The organism is Serratia sp. JSRIV001, assembly GCF_019968745.1.
In the GTDB taxonomy this organism is placed as follows: Bacteria; Pseudomonadota; Gammaproteobacteria; order Enterobacterales; family Enterobacteriaceae; genus Chania; species Chania fonticola_B.
Map to the genome: position 1 here is coordinate 3,368,217 of NZ_CP074147.1, position 17,349 is coordinate 3,385,565.

16 protein-coding genes and 1 riboswitch are annotated in these 17,349 nt (G+C 54.0%); of the genes, 10 read left to right on the forward strand and 6 right to left on the reverse strand.

Annotated features, from left to right (window positions below; genetic code table 11):
* Positions 1-74 precede the first annotated feature (74 nt).
* The 3 genes from yqfB to dbpA all read right to left on the reverse strand — a co-directional run bounded on the left by yqfB (position 75) and on the right by dbpA (position 2,217).
* Entirely contained in the window at positions 75-383 is a 309-nt protein-coding gene (gene yqfB, locus KGP17_RS15580) for a N(4)-acetylcytidine aminohydrolase (RefSeq protein ID WP_021806763.1), read from the reverse strand.
* Between the two features lie 39 nt (positions 384-422).
* Complete coding sequence (locus tag KGP17_RS15585) at positions 423-749, reverse strand: YebG family protein (RefSeq protein ID WP_021181047.1); 327 nt, start codon at positions 747-749, stop codon at positions 423-425.
* An 85-nt stretch (positions 750-834) separates the two neighbouring features.
* Entirely contained in the window at positions 835-2,217 is a 1,383-nt protein-coding gene (gene dbpA, locus KGP17_RS15590; RefSeq protein ID WP_021181046.1) for an ATP-dependent RNA helicase DbpA, read from the reverse strand.
* A gap of 211 nt (positions 2,218-2,428) precedes the next feature.
* Between dbpA and purT the strand changes: the two genes are divergently transcribed.
* On the forward strand, positions 2,429-3,607 hold the full coding sequence (gene purT, locus KGP17_RS15595) for a formate-dependent phosphoribosylglycinamide formyltransferase (protein WP_115158058.1): 1,179 nt from the start codon (positions 2,429-2,431) through the stop codon (positions 3,605-3,607).
* Between the two features lie 36 nt (positions 3,608-3,643).
* Here purT and KGP17_RS15600 read toward each other — a convergent pair whose 3' ends face one another.
* Entirely contained in the window at positions 3,644-3,886 is a 243-nt protein-coding gene (locus KGP17_RS15600; RefSeq protein ID WP_021806766.1) for a YoaH family protein, read from the reverse strand.
* Positions 3,887-3,949: 63 nt separating this feature from the next.
* On the reverse strand, positions 3,950-4,957 hold the full coding sequence (locus tag KGP17_RS15605) for a glycosyltransferase (RefSeq protein WP_218519227.1): 1,008 nt from the start codon (positions 4,955-4,957) through the stop codon (positions 3,950-3,952).
* A gap of 264 nt (positions 4,958-5,221) precedes the next feature.
* Here KGP17_RS15605 and pabB point away from each other — a divergent pair, with 264 nt between their 5' ends.
* The 4 genes from pabB to KGP17_RS15625 all read left to right on the forward strand — a co-directional run bounded on the left by pabB (position 5,222) and on the right by KGP17_RS15625 (position 10,845).
* A complete protein-coding gene (pabB, locus tag KGP17_RS15610) occupies positions 5,222-6,595 on the forward strand; it encodes an aminodeoxychorismate synthase component 1 (protein ID WP_223497908.1) in 1,374 nt (457 codons plus the stop codon).
* On the forward strand, positions 6,592-7,170 hold the full coding sequence (locus KGP17_RS15615; protein WP_021181041.1) for a CoA pyrophosphatase: 579 nt from the start codon (positions 6,592-6,594) through the stop codon (positions 7,168-7,170). The genes pabB and KGP17_RS15615 overlap by 4 nt, the downstream gene beginning before the upstream one ends.
* Positions 7,171-7,542: 372 nt before the next feature.
* Positions 7,543-8,907 (forward strand): L-serine ammonia-lyase, encoded by a 1,365-nt coding sequence (sdaA, locus tag KGP17_RS15620; RefSeq protein WP_223497909.1) that lies wholly within the window; start codon positions 7,543-7,545, stop codon positions 8,905-8,907.
* Positions 8,908-9,243: 336 nt separating this feature from the next.
* Positions 9,244-10,845: an EAL domain-containing protein gene (locus KGP17_RS15625; RefSeq protein WP_223497910.1), complete on the forward strand. Its 1,602-nt coding sequence runs from the start codon at positions 9,244-9,246 to the stop codon at positions 10,843-10,845.
* Positions 10,846-10,932: 87 nt separating this feature from the next.
* Here the strand turns inward: KGP17_RS15625 and KGP17_RS15630 are convergent, their stop codons facing one another.
* A complete protein-coding gene (locus KGP17_RS15630; RefSeq protein ID WP_021806773.1) occupies positions 10,933-12,480 on the reverse strand; it encodes a transporter associated domain-containing protein in 1,548 nt (515 codons plus the stop codon).
* A 586-nt stretch (positions 12,481-13,066) separates the two neighbouring features.
* Between KGP17_RS15630 and manX the strand changes: the two genes are divergently transcribed.
* The 5 genes from manX to mntP all read left to right on the forward strand — a co-directional run bounded on the left by manX (position 13,067) and on the right by mntP (position 17,243).
* Positions 13,067-14,038, forward strand: coding sequence for a PTS mannose transporter subunit IIAB (gene manX / locus KGP17_RS15635; RefSeq protein ID WP_021806774.1), 972 nt, complete (start codon positions 13,067-13,069; stop codon positions 14,036-14,038).
* 56 nt (positions 14,039-14,094) lie between these two features.
* Positions 14,095-14,895 carry a PTS mannose/fructose/sorbose transporter subunit IIC gene (locus KGP17_RS15640; protein WP_021181036.1) on the forward strand — a complete coding sequence of 267 codons (801 nt, stop codon included), beginning with the start codon at positions 14,095-14,097 and terminating at the stop codon, positions 14,893-14,895.
* A 15-nt stretch (positions 14,896-14,910) separates the two neighbouring features.
* A complete protein-coding gene (locus tag KGP17_RS15645; protein ID WP_037376029.1) occupies positions 14,911-15,753 on the forward strand; it encodes a PTS mannose transporter subunit IID in 843 nt (280 codons plus the stop codon).
* Between the two features lie 55 nt (positions 15,754-15,808).
* Positions 15,809-16,267 carry a DUF986 family protein gene (locus tag KGP17_RS15650; protein WP_021806775.1) on the forward strand — a complete coding sequence of 153 codons (459 nt, stop codon included), beginning with the start codon at positions 15,809-15,811 and terminating at the stop codon, positions 16,265-16,267.
* Between the two features lie 217 nt (positions 16,268-16,484).
* A riboswitch (yybP-ykoY riboswitch) is annotated at positions 16,485-16,664 on the forward strand.
* Between the two features lie 12 nt (positions 16,665-16,676).
* Positions 16,677-17,243: a manganese efflux pump MntP gene (gene mntP, locus KGP17_RS15655; protein WP_024487163.1), complete on the forward strand. Its 567-nt coding sequence runs from the start codon at positions 16,677-16,679 to the stop codon at positions 17,241-17,243.
* The last annotated feature ends 106 nt before the right edge of the window (positions 17,244-17,349 follow it).

Here is a 17,349-nt window from a genome sequence, read left to right on the forward strand (position 1 = left end):
GCATGCAGCGCCCCTACGCAGTGAACCGGTTAGGTTTGTCAGCATCTCATCGCAATGTGAGATGGCGTACCGCATCAGCGCTTGGTAAACGCGATGACAAACAGCTCATCCAGCCCTGGGTAGATATCCTGGATCACCTGCTTGAGTTCGCTGAGCGTCATATTCTCCTGCTGCGCATGTTCACGCGTTAGCTCATCCAGGCGCACCGGCGTTACCGACTTTACCTCGATATAACAGAAAAATACGCCGTCTTCGTTACGGCTGACGCGCAGCACCTCGTTCGGCTGGAAGTCAGCTTCGCTGGCATCCCGAATGGTGATGGTTTTGCGCCCGGCCAGAATATCTTGCTCAAAACGGCTGAAGAAGGTTATCTCACGGGACATGCTGGATCCTTGGTTATCATCATGTTGCTGTACCACTGCTTAGGCGGCCTGCTGCTCTTCTGACGCAGCGCCTTCTTCCGGAGCGGCGGCAGGTTTCTCACCTTTGGTTTTGGCTGGTTTTTTGGCGGCTTCTTGCGGGGCACCACCACGCAGGATCTGCGCCAGCACATCTTTGTGTTCCGCCAGGAAGAAGCTCAACCCTTCACGCTGTTCTTCTTCCAGCGAGACTGGCGCTTGCTGCAACCATTCACCGAGGCTATCGGCCAGATCCAACATTTTGTCGTAGGCATCGGCTTCTTTCTTGTTTGCGAAAGTCATTTTTTCCTCACCGTTTCTCACTACTACATATTTCACTTCAACAGCCATGAGCATCTTCCTCAAAGGTTATGATACTGTATTTTTATACAGTATAGAGTGATTTCGGGCAGGGCTGCAAGCGCCCTGCCGTTTATTATTTCAACAGCCGCACTTTGCAGCTCTTGCCTTTGATCTTACCTTGCTGAAGCTGTTGCAGTGCCTTACGGGCGCTGGCCTTACGGATAGCCACATAGGCATGCACCGGGAACATGTCGATCTTGCCGACTTCTGCCGCCGTTAGCCCGGCGTCACCGGTCAACGCCCCAAGAATATCGCCAGGGCGGATTTTTGCCTTGCGGCCACCGTCTATGCAAAGGGTGACCATTTCCGCTTCCAGCGGCGCGTTAGACGCCCCGCTCAGCTCAGACACTGGCGACCATTTTGCGCGCATGGACAGATACTCTTCGAGAGCATGAACACGCACCATTTCCTGCGGCGTACACAGGCTGATTGCCAGCCCGCTCAGACCGGCACGGCCAGTACGGCCAATGCGGTGGACGTGAACCTCAGGGTCAAACGACAACTCGTAGTTGACCACCAGCTCCAATTCTTTGATATCCAAGCCACGCGCGGCCACGTCGGTCGCCACCAATACACGGCAACTACGGTTGGCAAAGCGAACCAGCACCTGGTCACGATCGCGTTGTTCAAGATCGCCATGCAGCGCCATACAACTGATACCACGGGCTTCCAGCGCTTCATACACACTCTGGCAATCACGCTTGGTGTTACAGAACACCACGCAGGACGCAGGCTGATAATGGCGGATGGCGCTCACCAGCACCGCAGGACGTTGATCGCGAGTGGTTTCATAGAAACGTTGTTCGATAGAGGCTTGCTCATCGCCATCTTCAACCTCCACATTCAGTGGCTGGCGTTGCACACGGGCGCTAATACGTTCAATGCCCGCCGGATAGGTGGCAGAAAACAGCAGGGTCTGGCGCTGTGGCGGCGTGTAGCTGATCACATCATCGATATCATCGGCAAAGCCCATGTCCAACATGCGGTCGGCCTCATCCAGCACCAGCACGGTCATCTCGTCCAGCACCAGGGTTTTCTTGCGCAGATGCTCCTGCACACGGCCCGGCGTACCCACCACAATGTGCGGCGCATGCACCAGGGAGTCGAGCTGTGGCCCCACCGGCTGGCCACCACACAGGGTCAGTATCTTGATGTTCTGGGTAAAGCGGGCCAAGCGACGCAGCTCTTTGCTCACCTGGTCGGCCAGCTCACGCGTCGGGCACAGAATAAGCGCTTGGGTTGCCACTTTGGCAACGTTGATTTTATCCAGCAGGCCGATGCCAAATGCCGCCGTCTTACCGCTACCGGTTTTCGCTTTGGCACGTACGTCCTGCCCGTTCAGGATGGCAGGCAATGCTGCGGCCTGTACCGGCGTCATTTCGGCATACCCCAGTTCGTTGAGGTTGGCCAACTGTTCAGCTGGCAGCGGCAGGGAAGAAAAAGAAACTGTGCTCACGGCAATAACTCTTATATAGCAAGTGGAAAGGCGGCGCTGCGCTTGGCTGGCACCGGATCAGGCGCAGATGATAACAGAGTTGGTGGGGTTTCCGGATTTCGGCGTTAAAAAAAGCGGTTATTATGCACCGCTGGTCGTACGCAATCGTTTTCGTATATACTGCGCGCTCCGTGTCAGACCCGTGAATTCATTCAGATCCAGGTATCAGACTATGTTAACTATTGGAACCGCCCTGCGTCCTGCCGCCACCCGCGTTATGCTACTCGGCTCAGGCGAGCTGGGCAAAGAAGTGGCCATCGAATGCCAGCGTTTAGGCTTGGAAGTGATTGCCGTTGACCGTTATGCCGATGCCCCAGCCATGCATGTGGCACACCGCAGCCACGTCATCAACATGCTGGATGGCGCGGCGCTAAAAGCGTTGATCGAACAGGAACGCCCCGATTTTATCGTGCCGGAAATAGAGGCTATCGCTACCAGCATGCTGGTTGAGTTGGAGCAACAGGGCCATAATGTCGTCCCCTGCGCAGAAGCCACTCGTCTGACCATGAACCGTGAAGGTATTCGCCGTCTGGCCGCTGAAACGCTGGAGCTGCCAACCTCCAGCTACCGCTTTGCCGATAACGAGCAAAGCTTCCGCCAAGCGGTGGCCGAAATCGGTTACCCGTGCATCGTCAAGCCAGTGATGAGCTCATCCGGCAAAGGGCAAAGCCTGATCCGTGAAGAGCAGCAACTGGGCGCCGCCTGGGATTACGCACAGCTCGGTGGGCGCGCTGGCGGAGGCAGGGTCATTGTTGAAGGGCTGGTCAAATTTGATTTCGAGATCACTCTGCTGACCATCAACGCCGTCGATGGCGTACATTTCTGTGAGCCGATCGGCCACCGTCAGGAAGATGGGGACTACCGCGAGTCCTGGCAGCCGCAGCGGATGTCTGAGCTGGCATTAAGCCGTGCTCAGGGGATCGCCGCCAAGGTGGTTAACGCACTGGGTGGATTTGGCCTGTTCGGCGTAGAGCTGTTCGTCTGCGGTGATGAGGTGATTTTCAGTGAGGTCTCTCCACGCCCGCACGACACCGGCATGGTTACGCTGATTTCGCAGGATCTGTCCGAGTTTGCGCTGCACGTGCGCGCTTTCCTTGGGCTGCCGATTAACGCGATACGCCAGTTCGGGCCCGCCGCCTCTGCGGTGATCCTGCCGGAGCTAAGCAGCGACAACGTGCGCTTCAGCGGGTTGGAGACGGCACTGAATGGTTATAATCAGGTGCGGTTATTCGGTAAACCGAACATCGATGGCAAACGCCGGATGGGCGTTGCACTGGCCGTTGCGCCAGAAGTAGAGCAAGCAGTAGAGCTGGCCAAACAGGCTGCTGCTGCGGTGACGGTGCAAGGGTAAACCGGTTGGGGGTTCGGGACGCCGACCCCGCTAACGTCAGTAGTTTTCGTCGTCTTCGCTATCTTCGTCCAGATACTCGGTCGGTTCTTCCTGCTGCTGTTCTTCTTCTTCATCGTCGAACATCACGCTAACCTGATCGCCCTGATGTTTTTCGCGGATTTCTTGCGCCACAGTCGCGATGGCCTCTCCGCTGCTCATGCCCTGCCCCATCAGCAGATGGATACGTTCAGCAGCTTCCTGCTGTTCTTGGTGACTCAGTGACGGCATACCTGCAAGCATGTATTTCTCCCCGGTAAAATAGGCGTGAATTATACGCGCTAACGACGCAGATCCCTACACCTGTTATTCGCTGGCCCGCAAGGGGGTCGCGTTATCAATGCGCCACTGTTTTAAGCGATGCAGCCACAGCAACACATGCCAGGTCTGCTTGATACCTCGCATATTGTCGATCATCATCCGCTGAATGCCACGCCGGTAGAAATCTTCAGCAATCTGTTGTTGTGCCTGCAATTCGGGCTCACGGCGAATACTATGGCAAATCCCCAGCGCTTCACGCGCGATTTGCCAGTGGAAGGCCGCACAAATCGGGACCTTGCTGCTGTAACGCTGATTCAGCGCCACCAGCATCTCGACGATTTTCATATAGTGGCGCTGGTACTCGACGTTCGCCTGCCCGGTACGCCGACGGTTGCTGATCGAGCGGTCGTGTACCCGTTGGCGATATAGCGGTTTGCTCAGGTATTTCACTCGTTGAGCATTGAACATTACCTCGGTGGTCCACGGGATATCCTGGTGGTGTAAACCAGGTTCGAAATAAAGTTGGTGCTGCTTGATAAAATCCAGGCGATACACGGCTAACCACACCACATGAATAAAGCGTCTTGATTTCAACGCCATTTCCAACCACTGCGCGCCAGAAATAACCGCCGTATCTTTCAAGCGCGAAACAGGAATAATGAGTTGCAAATCACCATTGCTTGCAAAATAGCGTTCGCCGTTACATTGCATCACGTCTAATTGATGTTCTTCGGCTACTGTAAGCAGCGTTGAATATATTTTTGGATCCAATAAGTCATCGGCATCGGGGAAGGCAACATATTTGCCACGGGCCACGGCCAGCCCAGCATTGCGGGCATTGGAAACCCCAGAATTGGGCTGGTCGATGACCTTGATATGCTGATACTGCGCAGCGTAGCGGTGCGCGACGTCTCCTGAGCCGTCGGTGGAACCATCGTTAACGATGATCACCTCCAACTGCTGCTCATCTTGCGCCAGCAATGAATTCAAGAAAGGAATAAATAGCTCCCCTACATTATGCAAAGGAACAATAACGCTTAATTTTAATGACATTGCTGCCTCACCTGCAGAATGATTTTCGGGTGAAAAAGATAATTTTGAATTTATTTTTACTTATTAGAACATCCATCGCGGAAATTTATTCCGGTGAATATAGGCGGGATTTTTACATGTTATAATATGGCAGACGTGGCAAAAATGCTCCATTTACGCATGGTTTACTTTTCATGCGGCTAATCTGTAAGCAGCACCCTATGGCGTAATGTGGCAGAATGGCTGCCAACACCGCTGTTTACGTGAGTCAGGTTGATTGATCCTATGAATGTCACCGCCCCAAACCTTAAATCGTTACCCTATACGCGCGAAGCCGTATTAACGCTGTTCGCTCCATTGGCACAACGGCCTTGGGCTATGCTGCTGCATTCAGGCTTTGCCGAGCACCCGCATAACCGGTTTGACATTCTGGTGGCAGAACCGCGCACCACGCTGACGACTTGCGGTGCCAGCACCGAGATCCAGCAGGGAGAGACTCGCAGTCACTCACCGGAAGATCCCTTTGTGCTGTTGCAGCAACAGCTAGATGCTCTCAACCTGCATCCGCCACTGAACGGCGAACTGCCCTTTCAAGGGGGAGCGCTGGGGCTATTTGGCTATGATTTGGGGCGACGTATCGAAGCATTGCCGCAGTTGGCACAGGCCGATATCAAGCTGCCGGATATGGCGGTGGGTATTTATGACTGGGCCCTGATCGCCGATCATCATCAGCAAAAACTGACCCTGCTCAGCTATGGGGATGTAGAACAGCGCTGGCAATGGCTTAACCAGCAGCGGGTTGTGCCACAGCCCCCCTTCGCACTGACCGGCAACTGGCAGGCCAATATGACGCGCCAACAATATGGCGAAAAATTCCGGCGGATCCAGAGCTATCTGCGCAGTGGCGATTGCTATCAGATCAATTTGGCTCAGCGTTTTTCCGCCCCGTACCAAGGGGACGAATGGCAGGCATTCCAGCAGCTAAGCGCCAGCAACCGTGCACCGTTCTCCGCGTTCCTGCGCCTGCCCGCCAACGCGGTGTTGAGCGTTTCACCAGAACGTTTCCTGTGGTTGGCCGATCGGCAGATCCAGACCAGGCCCATCAAAGGCACACTACCCCGCCTTGCCGATGCCGCGCTGGATGCAGAACAGGCACAAAAGTTGGCCAATTCCCCCAAGGACCGGGCCGAAAATCTGATGATTGTCGATCTGCTGCGTAATGACATTGGCCGTGTGGCAAATCCTGGCAGCGTCAAGGTGCCGGAACTGTTCGTGGTTGAGCCGTTCCCGGCGGTACATCATCTGGTCAGTACCATTACGGCCACCCTGCCCGCTAACCGCTCGGCTAGCGAGCTGTTGCGCGCCTGTTTTCCCGGCGGATCGATTACCGGCGCGCCCAAAGTGCGAGCAATGGAAATCATCGAAGAGTTGGAGCCGCAGCGTCGTAATGCCTATTGTGGCAGCATTGGCTATCTCAGCGTTTGCGGTACCATGGACACCAATATCACCATCCGCACCCTGATTGCCGAAAACGGGCGCATCAGCTGTTCTGCAGGTGGTGGCATCGTTGCAGATAGTCAGGAACAGGCGGAGTATCAGGAAACCTTTGATAAGGTAGGCCGTATCTTGCCACAGCTGGGGGAGTTTACCGTTTCGTGAGCCATCAGGACTATCCGGCCTCATTGGCCGATTTTATCAGCCGCTTTCAGCTGCAACAGCCGCAGGCGATGCAGATCTCCCACAACTCGCGCCCAGCCGCCGTGCTGATCCCGATCGTTTGTCGGCCAGAACCGACCCTGTTGCTCACCCGCCGCGCCGATTCACTGCGTAAACACGCGGGTCAAGTGGCCTTCCCCGGCGGTAAAACCGATGCTGAAGACGGTTCTCCCATCGTTACCGCACTGCGTGAAGCGCAGGAAGAAGTGGCGATCCCGCCGCAGCGGGTGCACATCCTCGGCCAGTTGGCCCCGCTCGACAGCAGCACCGGTTTTCAGGTGACACCAGTGGTGGGCCTGATCCCGGCAGATGTGGCGTTTCATGCCAACGAAGATGAGGTCGCCGAGGTGTTCGAAATCCCGCTGCAAGAAGCGCTGCGGCTCTCACGCTATTATCCACTGGACATTCATCGTGGCGGCCACGCACATCGAGTCTATCTTTCCTGGTATCAGAGCCAATTCGTCTGGGGTCTGACGGCCGCAATTATTCGCCGCCTGGCACAGCAAGTCAGCATTTGAATCTGGCATTTTTTGAGACATACGTCACGTTAAAGCCGGGATTACCTGTCGTTTTGAGTATAAAGCGATCGCTATCACTCCAGCAGTCTGTTTTATCAACTACCGTTACCGCTATCGATGTTTTAAAAAAACTGTAAACTCTCTCTTCAACCTTACGAAATACCTGTAAAATAGCCACGACCGGAATAAACCACTAATATTATAAGGATTACCCCGGCAGCGTTTTAAGGCGTTAACAGCAATACCAAGGATTACTTTATTTCATGCGAAAAGGGCCGCAAAACCCGTACGGCCCTTTTACACTATCGCCGTTCCCTGCGCGGTTTTTAACCGCAGCAGCCATAACAATATGCCTCTTTAAGGAGTTTTAGCGTGATTAGCGTTTTCGACATGTTTAAGATCGGCATCGGCCCGTCCAGCTCTCATACGGTTGGACCGATGAAAGCCGGCAAACAGTTTGTCGACGATCTGGTAAACGAAGGCTTGATGCCTTCCGTCACGCGTGTTGCCGTCGATGTTTACGGCTCACTCTCATTGACCGGTAAAGGTCACCATACCGATATCGCCATCATTCTCGGCCTGGCGGGCAATATGCCTGATACCGTCGATATCGATGGCATTCCAGGCTTTATTCGCGATATTGAGCAACGTCAACGCCTGATGCTGGCCAACGGCCTGCACGAAGTCGATTTCCCCCGCGACGGCGGCATGGTATTCCGTAGCGACAATATGCCGCTGCACGAAAACGCCATGCAGATCCATGCCTTTGCTGGCGACAAGCAGATTTACAGCAAAACTTATTACTCCATCGGTGGCGGGTTTATCGTTGACGAAGAACATTTCGGCAAAGCCGAAAGTAATGAAATCTCGGTTCCCTATCCGTTCCACTCGGCAAGTGAAATGTTGGCCCACTGCAACGCCACCGGTCTGTCCCTCTCCGGGATGGTCATGCAAAACGAACTGGCACTGCATAACAAGCAGGAGATCGAAGCCTATTTCGGTAACGTTTGGCAAACCATGCGCGCCTGTATCGATCGTGGTCTGAACACCGAAGGCGTACTGCCTGGTCCTCTGCGGGTTCCACGCCGCGCCTCCGCCCTGCGCCGCTTGTTGGTTTCCTCAGACAAACTGTCCAGCGACCCAATGAACGTGATCGACTGGGTCAACATGTTTGCGCTGGCGGTGAACGAAGAGAACGCCGCCGGTGGCCGCGTGGTGACCGCCCCAACCAACGGAGCCTGCGGGATCGTCCCTGCGGTGCTGGCTTACTACGATCATTTCATCGAGTCCGTCAGCCCGGAAACCTATGTCCGTTACTTTATGGCATCCGGTGCGATTGGCACGCTGTATAAAATGAACGCCTCAATTTCCGGTGCCGAAGTGGGCTGCCAGGGCGAAGTTGGTGTAGCCTGTTCAATGGCCGCTGCGGGCCTGGCCGAGTTGCTTGGCGGCAGCCCTGAGCAGGTTTGCATCGCCGCCGAAATCGGCATGGAGCATAACCTGGGCTTGACCTGCGATCCCGTTGCCGGTCAGGTACAGGTCCCTTGCATCGAGCGCAATGCCATTGCCTCGGTGAAGGCGATCAACTCGGCGCGTATGGCATTGCGCCGCACCAGCGAGCCGCGTGTGTCGCTGGATAAGGTGATCGAAACCATGTACGAAACCGGTAAAGACATGAACGCCAAGTATCGTGAGACCTCCCGTGGCGGTCTGGCGATCAAGGTTCAGTGTGACTGATTAAGTCTGTCCCCCCTCGTCATCACCGGCGAGGGGGAACGGCTGAAAAAGCCTGAACTGGCTACGCAACCGCGTGCTGCGCACACTCAGAGAATCAATAGATTAGCTGGGGAAAAACCTCGTTGCCCCGTACAAATTCAGCAATACTGCTAACCTGACCACCTCGCCCATCCGCCGGTTAACCCCAAAATTTCCCCTTTGATTGCACGAACCGAAATAATTTGTTGAGTTACCATCAATTTTCCATGCGAACAGGCTAGAATTAGCCAAGCATAGTATTACTGAATTGCGCCTGGAAGTGGCGTCAGGCAGCTAGACTGAACAAGGACTTACCGGATGTTGATGACCCAACTTGCCGCATCGAAATACCGCTATTACCGTTGGCTTCTCGCCGGCGCGGTTGGGTTGGCTATTTTGTTGATTTCGCTTTATACCCGCTACTATCAGGAAATCCGTAATACCGAGCAGAACCAGCGCGTCCTGGCCAGCCGAGTGATCACCAAACTCAATGCGTTGCTGCTGCCCGCAGAGCAACAGGCTCTCAGCACCATGTCGCTAATCGGGCAACCCTGCGATTCGGTGATGCCAACGTTACGCTTTCGTGCCGCACAGAATCAGGCGCTGCGCTCGTTGCTGCTAGTCAAGGATGGTACGATTTATTGCTCCAGCCTGTTTGGTCAGCGCCACTATGTGTTTACCTCCATTTTCCCGACCATGACCCAAGGCGGCATGCAGCTGGCACTGCGCCCCTCCCTCATGGTGGCAAAAGGAACGCCAACGCTGGTGCTATGGACTCCGTTGCCCAACCAAAGTACCAGCGGAGTGTTGAACGTTTTCAATATCGATCTATTGTCCAATTTCCTGCTGGAACCACAAGAGCCTTACGCTCACCGCGTAGCCCTGAACGTGGGTGCCTACAGGCTGGAATATGGTCAACAGGAAATTACCCTGAGCGATGCCAATGCAGACGGCCTGCAATACACTGCAAAATCCGCCAAATATCCTTTTTCCATCTCCCTGTTTGGACCTGATGCCCGAACTCTGGCGCTGGCCGCACTACCCCGCCATTTTCCTCTGGCGCTGATGCTGAGCCTGCTGGCGGCCTACGTGGTCTATCTGATCACCGCCAACCGCATGAGCCTGTCTTACCACATTGGCCACGCCATTTCGCATCGCGAATTTCGCGTTTATTGCCAGCCGATTATCAACAGCGATAATGGGCGCTGCGTCGGTGTTGAAACCTTGATGCGCTGGAAAAACAAACGACAAGGCTGGATTTCGCCAGACGTGTTTATTCCGCTGGCCGAACAGCACGCCCTGATCATTCCCCTCACGCGTTATCTGATGACCACGGTGGTAGAAAATCTCAACCTGTTCCCCCCCCGCCCCTCTTTCTATATCAGCATCAACGTCGCCGCTGAGCATTTCAATACCGTCAGCATTATCGATGACATCCGCCGGATTTGGCTGCCCGCCCATCCGATGCCTTCATTGATGCTGGAACTGACAGAGCGAACCGCCCTGTCAGAAATTCAGTATGAGCAGATTAAAACGCTCAAAGAGATGGGCATCATGCTGGCGATAGACGACTTCGGTACCGGCCACAGCTCGCTCAGTTACCTGAAAAAGCTCAGCCCGGACGTGTTGAAGATCGATCGTGGCTTTACCGCCGCCATTGGTACTGACGCAGTCAATGCCACCGTGACCGATACCATCATAACGTTGGCACAGCGCCTGAAATTAAAACTGGTGGCCGAAGGGGTTGAGACAGAGGAACAGGCTGAGTATCTACGTTCACAGGGAGTAAATGCCTTACAGGGATATTATTTTGCCAAGCCGATGCCGATCAACGTGTTCCCGCTGTGGCTGCAGCAGTATGAAACCCGCCAACGCGCGCTGCATAAAAAGCCGCAAACAAAAGAAAAGCGAGACGGCTGATACAATTCAACCGGCTCGCTATGTACGTTAGCCAATGGACCAGCAACGCGGCAAACTGTGGCCGGGAGATACCCCCGGCCTGAACACTTACTCGTCTTGTTCGTGCAGCGGTTTCACCTTGGTGATACTGACCAGCTCGATGCGATAATCCGAGATCTCAAGGATTTCAAAGCGCAGGTCGTGAAGTTCGACCACGTCGCCCACCGTTGGCATCTGGCCAGAATATGAGAGCAGGAAGCCCGCCAGCGAGGCGTAATCCTCGGTGGGGCTAACCAGATCGTCACAGTCCAACGCCTGCTCCAACGAGTGGAGATCCGCTCCGCCTTTCACCAGCCAACGGTCGCCATCCTCGATAATATCCGGCGTTTCATCTTCATCCGGGAACTCACCGGCAATCGCTTCCAGCACGTCTAACGGCGTGACCAGCCCCTGCACCACGCCAAACTCATTGGTCACCATCACCAGACGGCCCTTGGCCCGGCGCAATACCGCCAGCAGCTTGATCACGTCCATGGTTTCCGGCACCACAATCGGTGGAGTACGTGCGGCAAACTCGGCGATATCCACCCCCTGATCCAACGCGACCAGCAGATCCTTGGCTCGCACTACGCCGATAAACTCGTCCAGCTCATAGCGGCAAACCGGGAACAGGCTATGCGGGGTATCCAGCAACTGTTCGCGCACCTCGTCGCGGGAGCGTTCGCAATCTACCCACGAAATCTCGGTGCGCGGCGTCATGACGCTGCGCAAGGTACGGGAAGCCAACGTCAGCACGCCGCTGATCATATAGCGTTCCTCCTGCGCAAAGGTTTCTTTCACCTTATGCAGGCTGTCTTCATCCACCTGCTGCTGGGTACGCTGTTGCCCCATCAGGCGCATAATCGCTTCAGCCGTGCGTTCGCGCATCGGGCGACGTGACTCGTGCTTGATGAAGTTGCGCCGTGCAATCTGGTTAAACATCTCGATCAGGATCGAGAAACCAATCGCCGCATACAGATAGCCTTTCGGAATGTGTACGCCAAGGCCTTCGGCAATCAGGCTCAGGCCGATCATCAGCAGGAAGCTCAAACAGAGCACCACGATGGTCGGATGGGCGTTCACGAAGTTGGTCAAAGGTTTCGAGGCCAGCAACATCACCGCCATCGCAATCACTACTGCTGCCATCATGACCGGCAGATCGTTGACCATCCCCACCGCCGTGATCACCGCGTCGAGCGAGAACACCGCATCAAGGATGACAATCTGCACCACCACCGCCCAGAATTTGGCGTAGCCACGGTTGGCACCTTCCTGATGGGTGCTGCCCTCCAGCCGTTCATGCAGCTCCATCGTGGCTTTGAACAACAGGAATACCCCACCAAACAGCAGGATCAGGTCGCGGCCAGAGAAAGCGAACTCCCCCACGCTGAACAGCGGTTTGGTCAGCGTCACCATCCATGAAATCACCGACAGCAACCCAAGACGCATCACCAAGGCTAATGAAAGACCGATAATGCGCGCTTTATCACGCTGCTTGGGCGGTAGTTTGTCGGCCAGAATGGCGATGAATACCAGGTTGTCGATACCCAGCACGATTTCCAAGACCACCAGGGTCAATAACCCGGCCCAAATCGAGGGGTCCATTAATATTTCCATATCAGACTCCAGAAGAAAGACAGGTTGGCAGAGCTGTGCTCAGACGTAGGGAAGCAAACGCAGACGTGGCGTTGGCGATGACAGAGAGAAAACAGGATGGCACTAACAGGAAGCAGCCATAAGGCCGAGCGAACGTTGTGGCGCCAACAGGTGGCGGGTGAAACCTTGTAAAACAGTAACTTCGGTGACAGTCCATAGGGAGGGCTGAGGCCCTTCACTCCTTGGTTATGAAAGAAGAATGCACTCTAACAGGAAACTTTTCGCCAGAAAAGTGGCTTTGTTCAGTTTACGTCTCATTTTGTAACAGCTTTGCTGTTTAATTCCGCAAACCAACTATTCGGCTTAATCGATCCACTAATAGCAGAGCAATGTCACAAAATTTATTTTTTCACGCACTAAAATAAATGTCGTTAACAGGAATTAACGGCCACAGGTTTTTGAAACTGCGTGATAAATGTTAAGTGTGAGTTTCTTTTTTTCTACCATAATGTATTTGAACCAACGTATCTGAACCGCGGAAGTGACTGCCAGGATGGTGATGAGTCAAGACACGATCCGTGCCTTAAGTTCAACGAGGAGGTAGCGAGTGGCAATAGCTATTATCATCGGCACACACGGGACTGCAGCGGAACAACTGCTGAAAACAGCAGAAATGCTATTGGGTGAGCAAGCCAACGTCGCCTACATAGATTTCGTTCCCGGTGAAAATGCTGAAACGTTAATTGAGAAATATAATGGGAAAATCAGTGAACTCGATACCAGCGATGGCGTCCTGTTTCTGGTTGATACCTGGGGCGGCAGCCCGTTTAACGCGGCCAGCCGCATCGCAGTAGACAAACCACACTATGAGGTTATCACCGGGGTTAACATTCCCATGCTGGTGGAAACATTCATGGCCCGTGATGACAACCCAAGCTTTGACGAACTGGTCGCGCTGGCGTTGGAAACCGGCCGTGAAGGCGTGAAAGCGCTGAAGAAACCGGTGGAAGAGAGTGTTAAGCCCGTCGCGCCACAAAGTGCCCCTGCTCCAAAAGCCGCTGCGCCCCAAGCGCCTCTCGGCCCCAATGACCATATGAAAATCTGTCTGGCACGTATCGACGATCGTCTGATCCACGGCCAGGTTGCTACCCGCTGGACCAAAGAGACCAACGTCAGCCGCATCATCGTAGTCAGTGATGAAGTAGCCGCCGACCACGTCCGTAAAACCTTGCTGACTCAGGTTGCTCCTCCAGGCGTTACCGCTCACGTTGTTGACGTGGCAAAGGCGATCCGCGTCTGGAACAACCCGAAATATGCGGGTGAGCGCGTAATGCTGCTGTTCACCAATCCAACCGACGTTTGGCGTCTGGTAGAGGAAGGGGTGGATATCAAATCGGTGAATATCGGTGGTATGGCGTTCCGCCAGGGCAAAACCCAGGTGAATAACGCGGTGTCCGTCGATGAGAAAGACATCGAGGCGTTTAAGAAGTTAAACGAACGCGGGATTGAACTTGAAGTCCGTAAGGTCTCTTCCGACAGTCAGCTAAAAATGATGGACCTGATTAACAAACTCAATTAACGGCAACGTCGTTAATTTTTTTACTCAGAGCTGTTTGGTCATATAGGAGAAGTGCAATGGAGATCACCACTCTTCAGATTGTACTGATATTTATCGTTGCCTGTATCGCCGGGATGGGTTCCGTCCTGGATGAGTTTCAATTCCACCGCCCGTTAGTGGCCTGTACGCTGATTGGCTTCGTTCTCGGTGACATCAAAACCGGTATCATCATCGGCGGTACGCTGGAGATGATCGCACTGGGTTGGATGAACATCGGGGCTGCGGTTGCACCCGATGCGGCGTTAGCATCGATTATTTCCACCATTCTGGTTATCGCCGGTGGGCAAAACATCGGTGCCGGTATCGCCCTGGCGATCCCACTGGCAGCAGCAGGCCAGGTACTGACCATTATCGTGCGTACCATCACCGTGGCCTTCCAGCATGCGGCGGACAAAGCGGCAGAACGGGGTAACCTGAACGGTATTACCGTGATCCACATCGCGGCCCTGTTGGTACAGGCAATGCGTGTCGCTATTCCTGCGGTGATCGTGGCGGTCTCTGTCGGTACAGCTGGCGTCCACGCCCTGCTTAACTCAATTCCGGAAGTGGTCACAGGCGGTCTGAATATCGCCGGTGGCATGATCGTGGTAGTTGGTTACGCGATGGTCATCAACATGATGCGTGCCGGCTATCTGATGCCATTCTTCTACCTGGGCTTTGTTACCGCAGCCTTCACCAACTTTAACCTGGTCGCACTCGGTGTGATCGGTGTGGTGATGGCGGTGCTCTACATCCAGCTCAGCCCTAAATACAACAAGTCTCAGGTGGTTCAGGCCAACCCTGCCGGTGCCAACGACCTCGATAACGAATTGGACTAGGAATAGGTGAAAGAAATGGTTGATACAACGACTCAAAAGAAACTGACACCTGCCGATATTCGAGGCGTATTCGTACGCTCCAACCTGTTCCAGGGTTCATGGAACTTCGAACGTATGCAGGCGCTAGGTTTTTGTTTCTCCATGGTGCCGGTGATCCGTCGCCTGTATCCGGACAACAACGACGAACGCAAGCAGGCAATCAAACGCCATCTTGAGTTCTTCAATACGCAACCGTTCGTCGCAGCGCCAATACTTGGCGTTACCATGGCGATGGAAGAACAGCGTGCCAACGGCGCACCGATCGACGATGCGGCCATCAACGGCATCAAAGTAGGTCTGATGGGGCCACTGGCCGGCGTCGGTGACCCGATATTCTGGGGTACCGTTCGCCCGGTATTTGCCGCATTGGGTGCCGGTATTGCCATGAGTGGCAGCCTGCTCGGCCCGCTGTTGTTCTTCGTACTGTTTAACCTGGTACGCCTGTTGGTTCGTTACTACGGTGTCGCCTACGGTTATCAAAAAGGGGTCGATATCGTTAGCGATATGGGCGGTGGTTTCCTGCAAAAACTGACGGAAGGGGCGTCCATCCTCGGCCTGTTTGTCATGGGGGCTCTGGTTAACAAGTGGACGCACGTGAATATCCCGCTGGTGGTGTCAAAAATTACCGACCAGACCGGGCAAACCCACGTCACCACGGTACAAACCATCCTTGATCAGTTGATGCCTGGCTTGGTACCGCTACTGCTGACCTTCGGCTGTATGTGGCTACTGCGCAAGAAGGTCAACGCGCTGTGGATCATTATCGGCTTCTTCGCCATCGGTATCTTCGGTTACTGGATTGGTCTGTTAGGTCTGTAATAGCAATTGATAGCCGGGGGGCAACCCCCGGTTTTTTTATTTATGGAGTGGTGAGATGTCGCTGACCGATAGCGTAATACTGATTTTTATTCTGCTGATGCTGGCGTATGCGCTGTATGACGAGTTCGGCATGAACCTTCTGAAAGGAAAAACGCTGTTAAAGGTGCAGCTCAAGCGGGGTAACCGCCTGGACTGCCTGATCTTCGTCGGTCTGATCGCCATCCTGATCTACCGCAACCTGGTCGAGCAGGGAGCGCCGATAACTACCTACCTGCTAATTTCCCTGGCGTTGATGGCGGTATATATCTCCTATATCCGCAAGCCCAAAATGTTGTTTAAAACTACGGGCTTCTTCTATGCAAATGCGTTTATTGACTATCGACGCATCAAAGCCATGAATTTATCCGAAGACGGCATTCTGGTTATCGACTTAGAACAGCGCCGGTTATTAATCCAGGTTACGCATCTGGATGACCTGGAAAAAATCTATCATTTTTTCCTTGAAAATAAATGAGTTAAATCCACCTCACCCCATCCTGATTAATTAACAGTGTTTTTGTGGATAATTAATCAGCATGGCTGGTATTTTTCCTGCTTATTTTTTCCACACCATTGATGCAACTATCGCCATTATTACTCTCACCAAGCCCGCTAATGAAAATAAGTCTCAATTTCACCCAATACCCCGGTGAAATTAAACGTTGTCCGCAGCAAAAATATTATGGTATGGTTGCGCCGTCATTGGGGAGTAGCCGGTTTCTGGGGGAGTTTTAACCAGAAACGCCCGTATCAACATACTCGTTTCGTCAGCGAAACGTGGTGCGGGCAGCCAGGTAGGTTGGCGAGACCATAGGCACGTAACTCCGTCGTATGGTTGGGGGTGGGTTACGTGTATATGGAGCCACCCGGCCGAGACTATTTCAATGAACCTTTCCGCAACTCTTATCCTGGCTTTTGGCATGTCTATGGACGCGTTTGCCGCGTCGATCGGCAAAGGTGCCACTCTGCATCAACCGCGTTTTCGCGAAGCTATCCGTACCGGTCTGATCTTTGGCATCATTGAAGCCATTACCCCGCTTATCGGCTGGGGTATCGGGCTGTTTGCCAGCCAATACATCATGGAATGGGACCACTGGGTCGCCTTTAGCCTGCTGTTTATCCTTGGCGCACGCATGATCGTTGAAGGGGTGAAAAACAAGCCGGAAGAAGAGAAAGTCAATCGTCATGGTTTCTGGGTGCTGGTTGCTACGGCCATCGCCACCAGTCTGGATGCGATGGCAATCGGTGTGGGTCTGGCATTCCTACAGGTTAATATCCTGCATACCGCGATGGCGATAGGTATGGCGACCATGATCATGGCGACGCTGGGGATGATGGTTGGCCGGTTTATCGGCCCGCTGCTGGGCAAGCGCGCAGAAATTCTTGGCGGCGTGGTGTTGATCGGGATTGGCTTTAATATCCTGCTGGAGCACTTGGGCTACCTGGCTTAATCCTTGGCAGAGAAGAAGACTCCCTCACCCTAACCCTCTCCCCAAGGAGAGGGAACCGACCGAGTTCGTTGATCTTTCTGCGTAATATCCCAACTTTCTTGCTTTT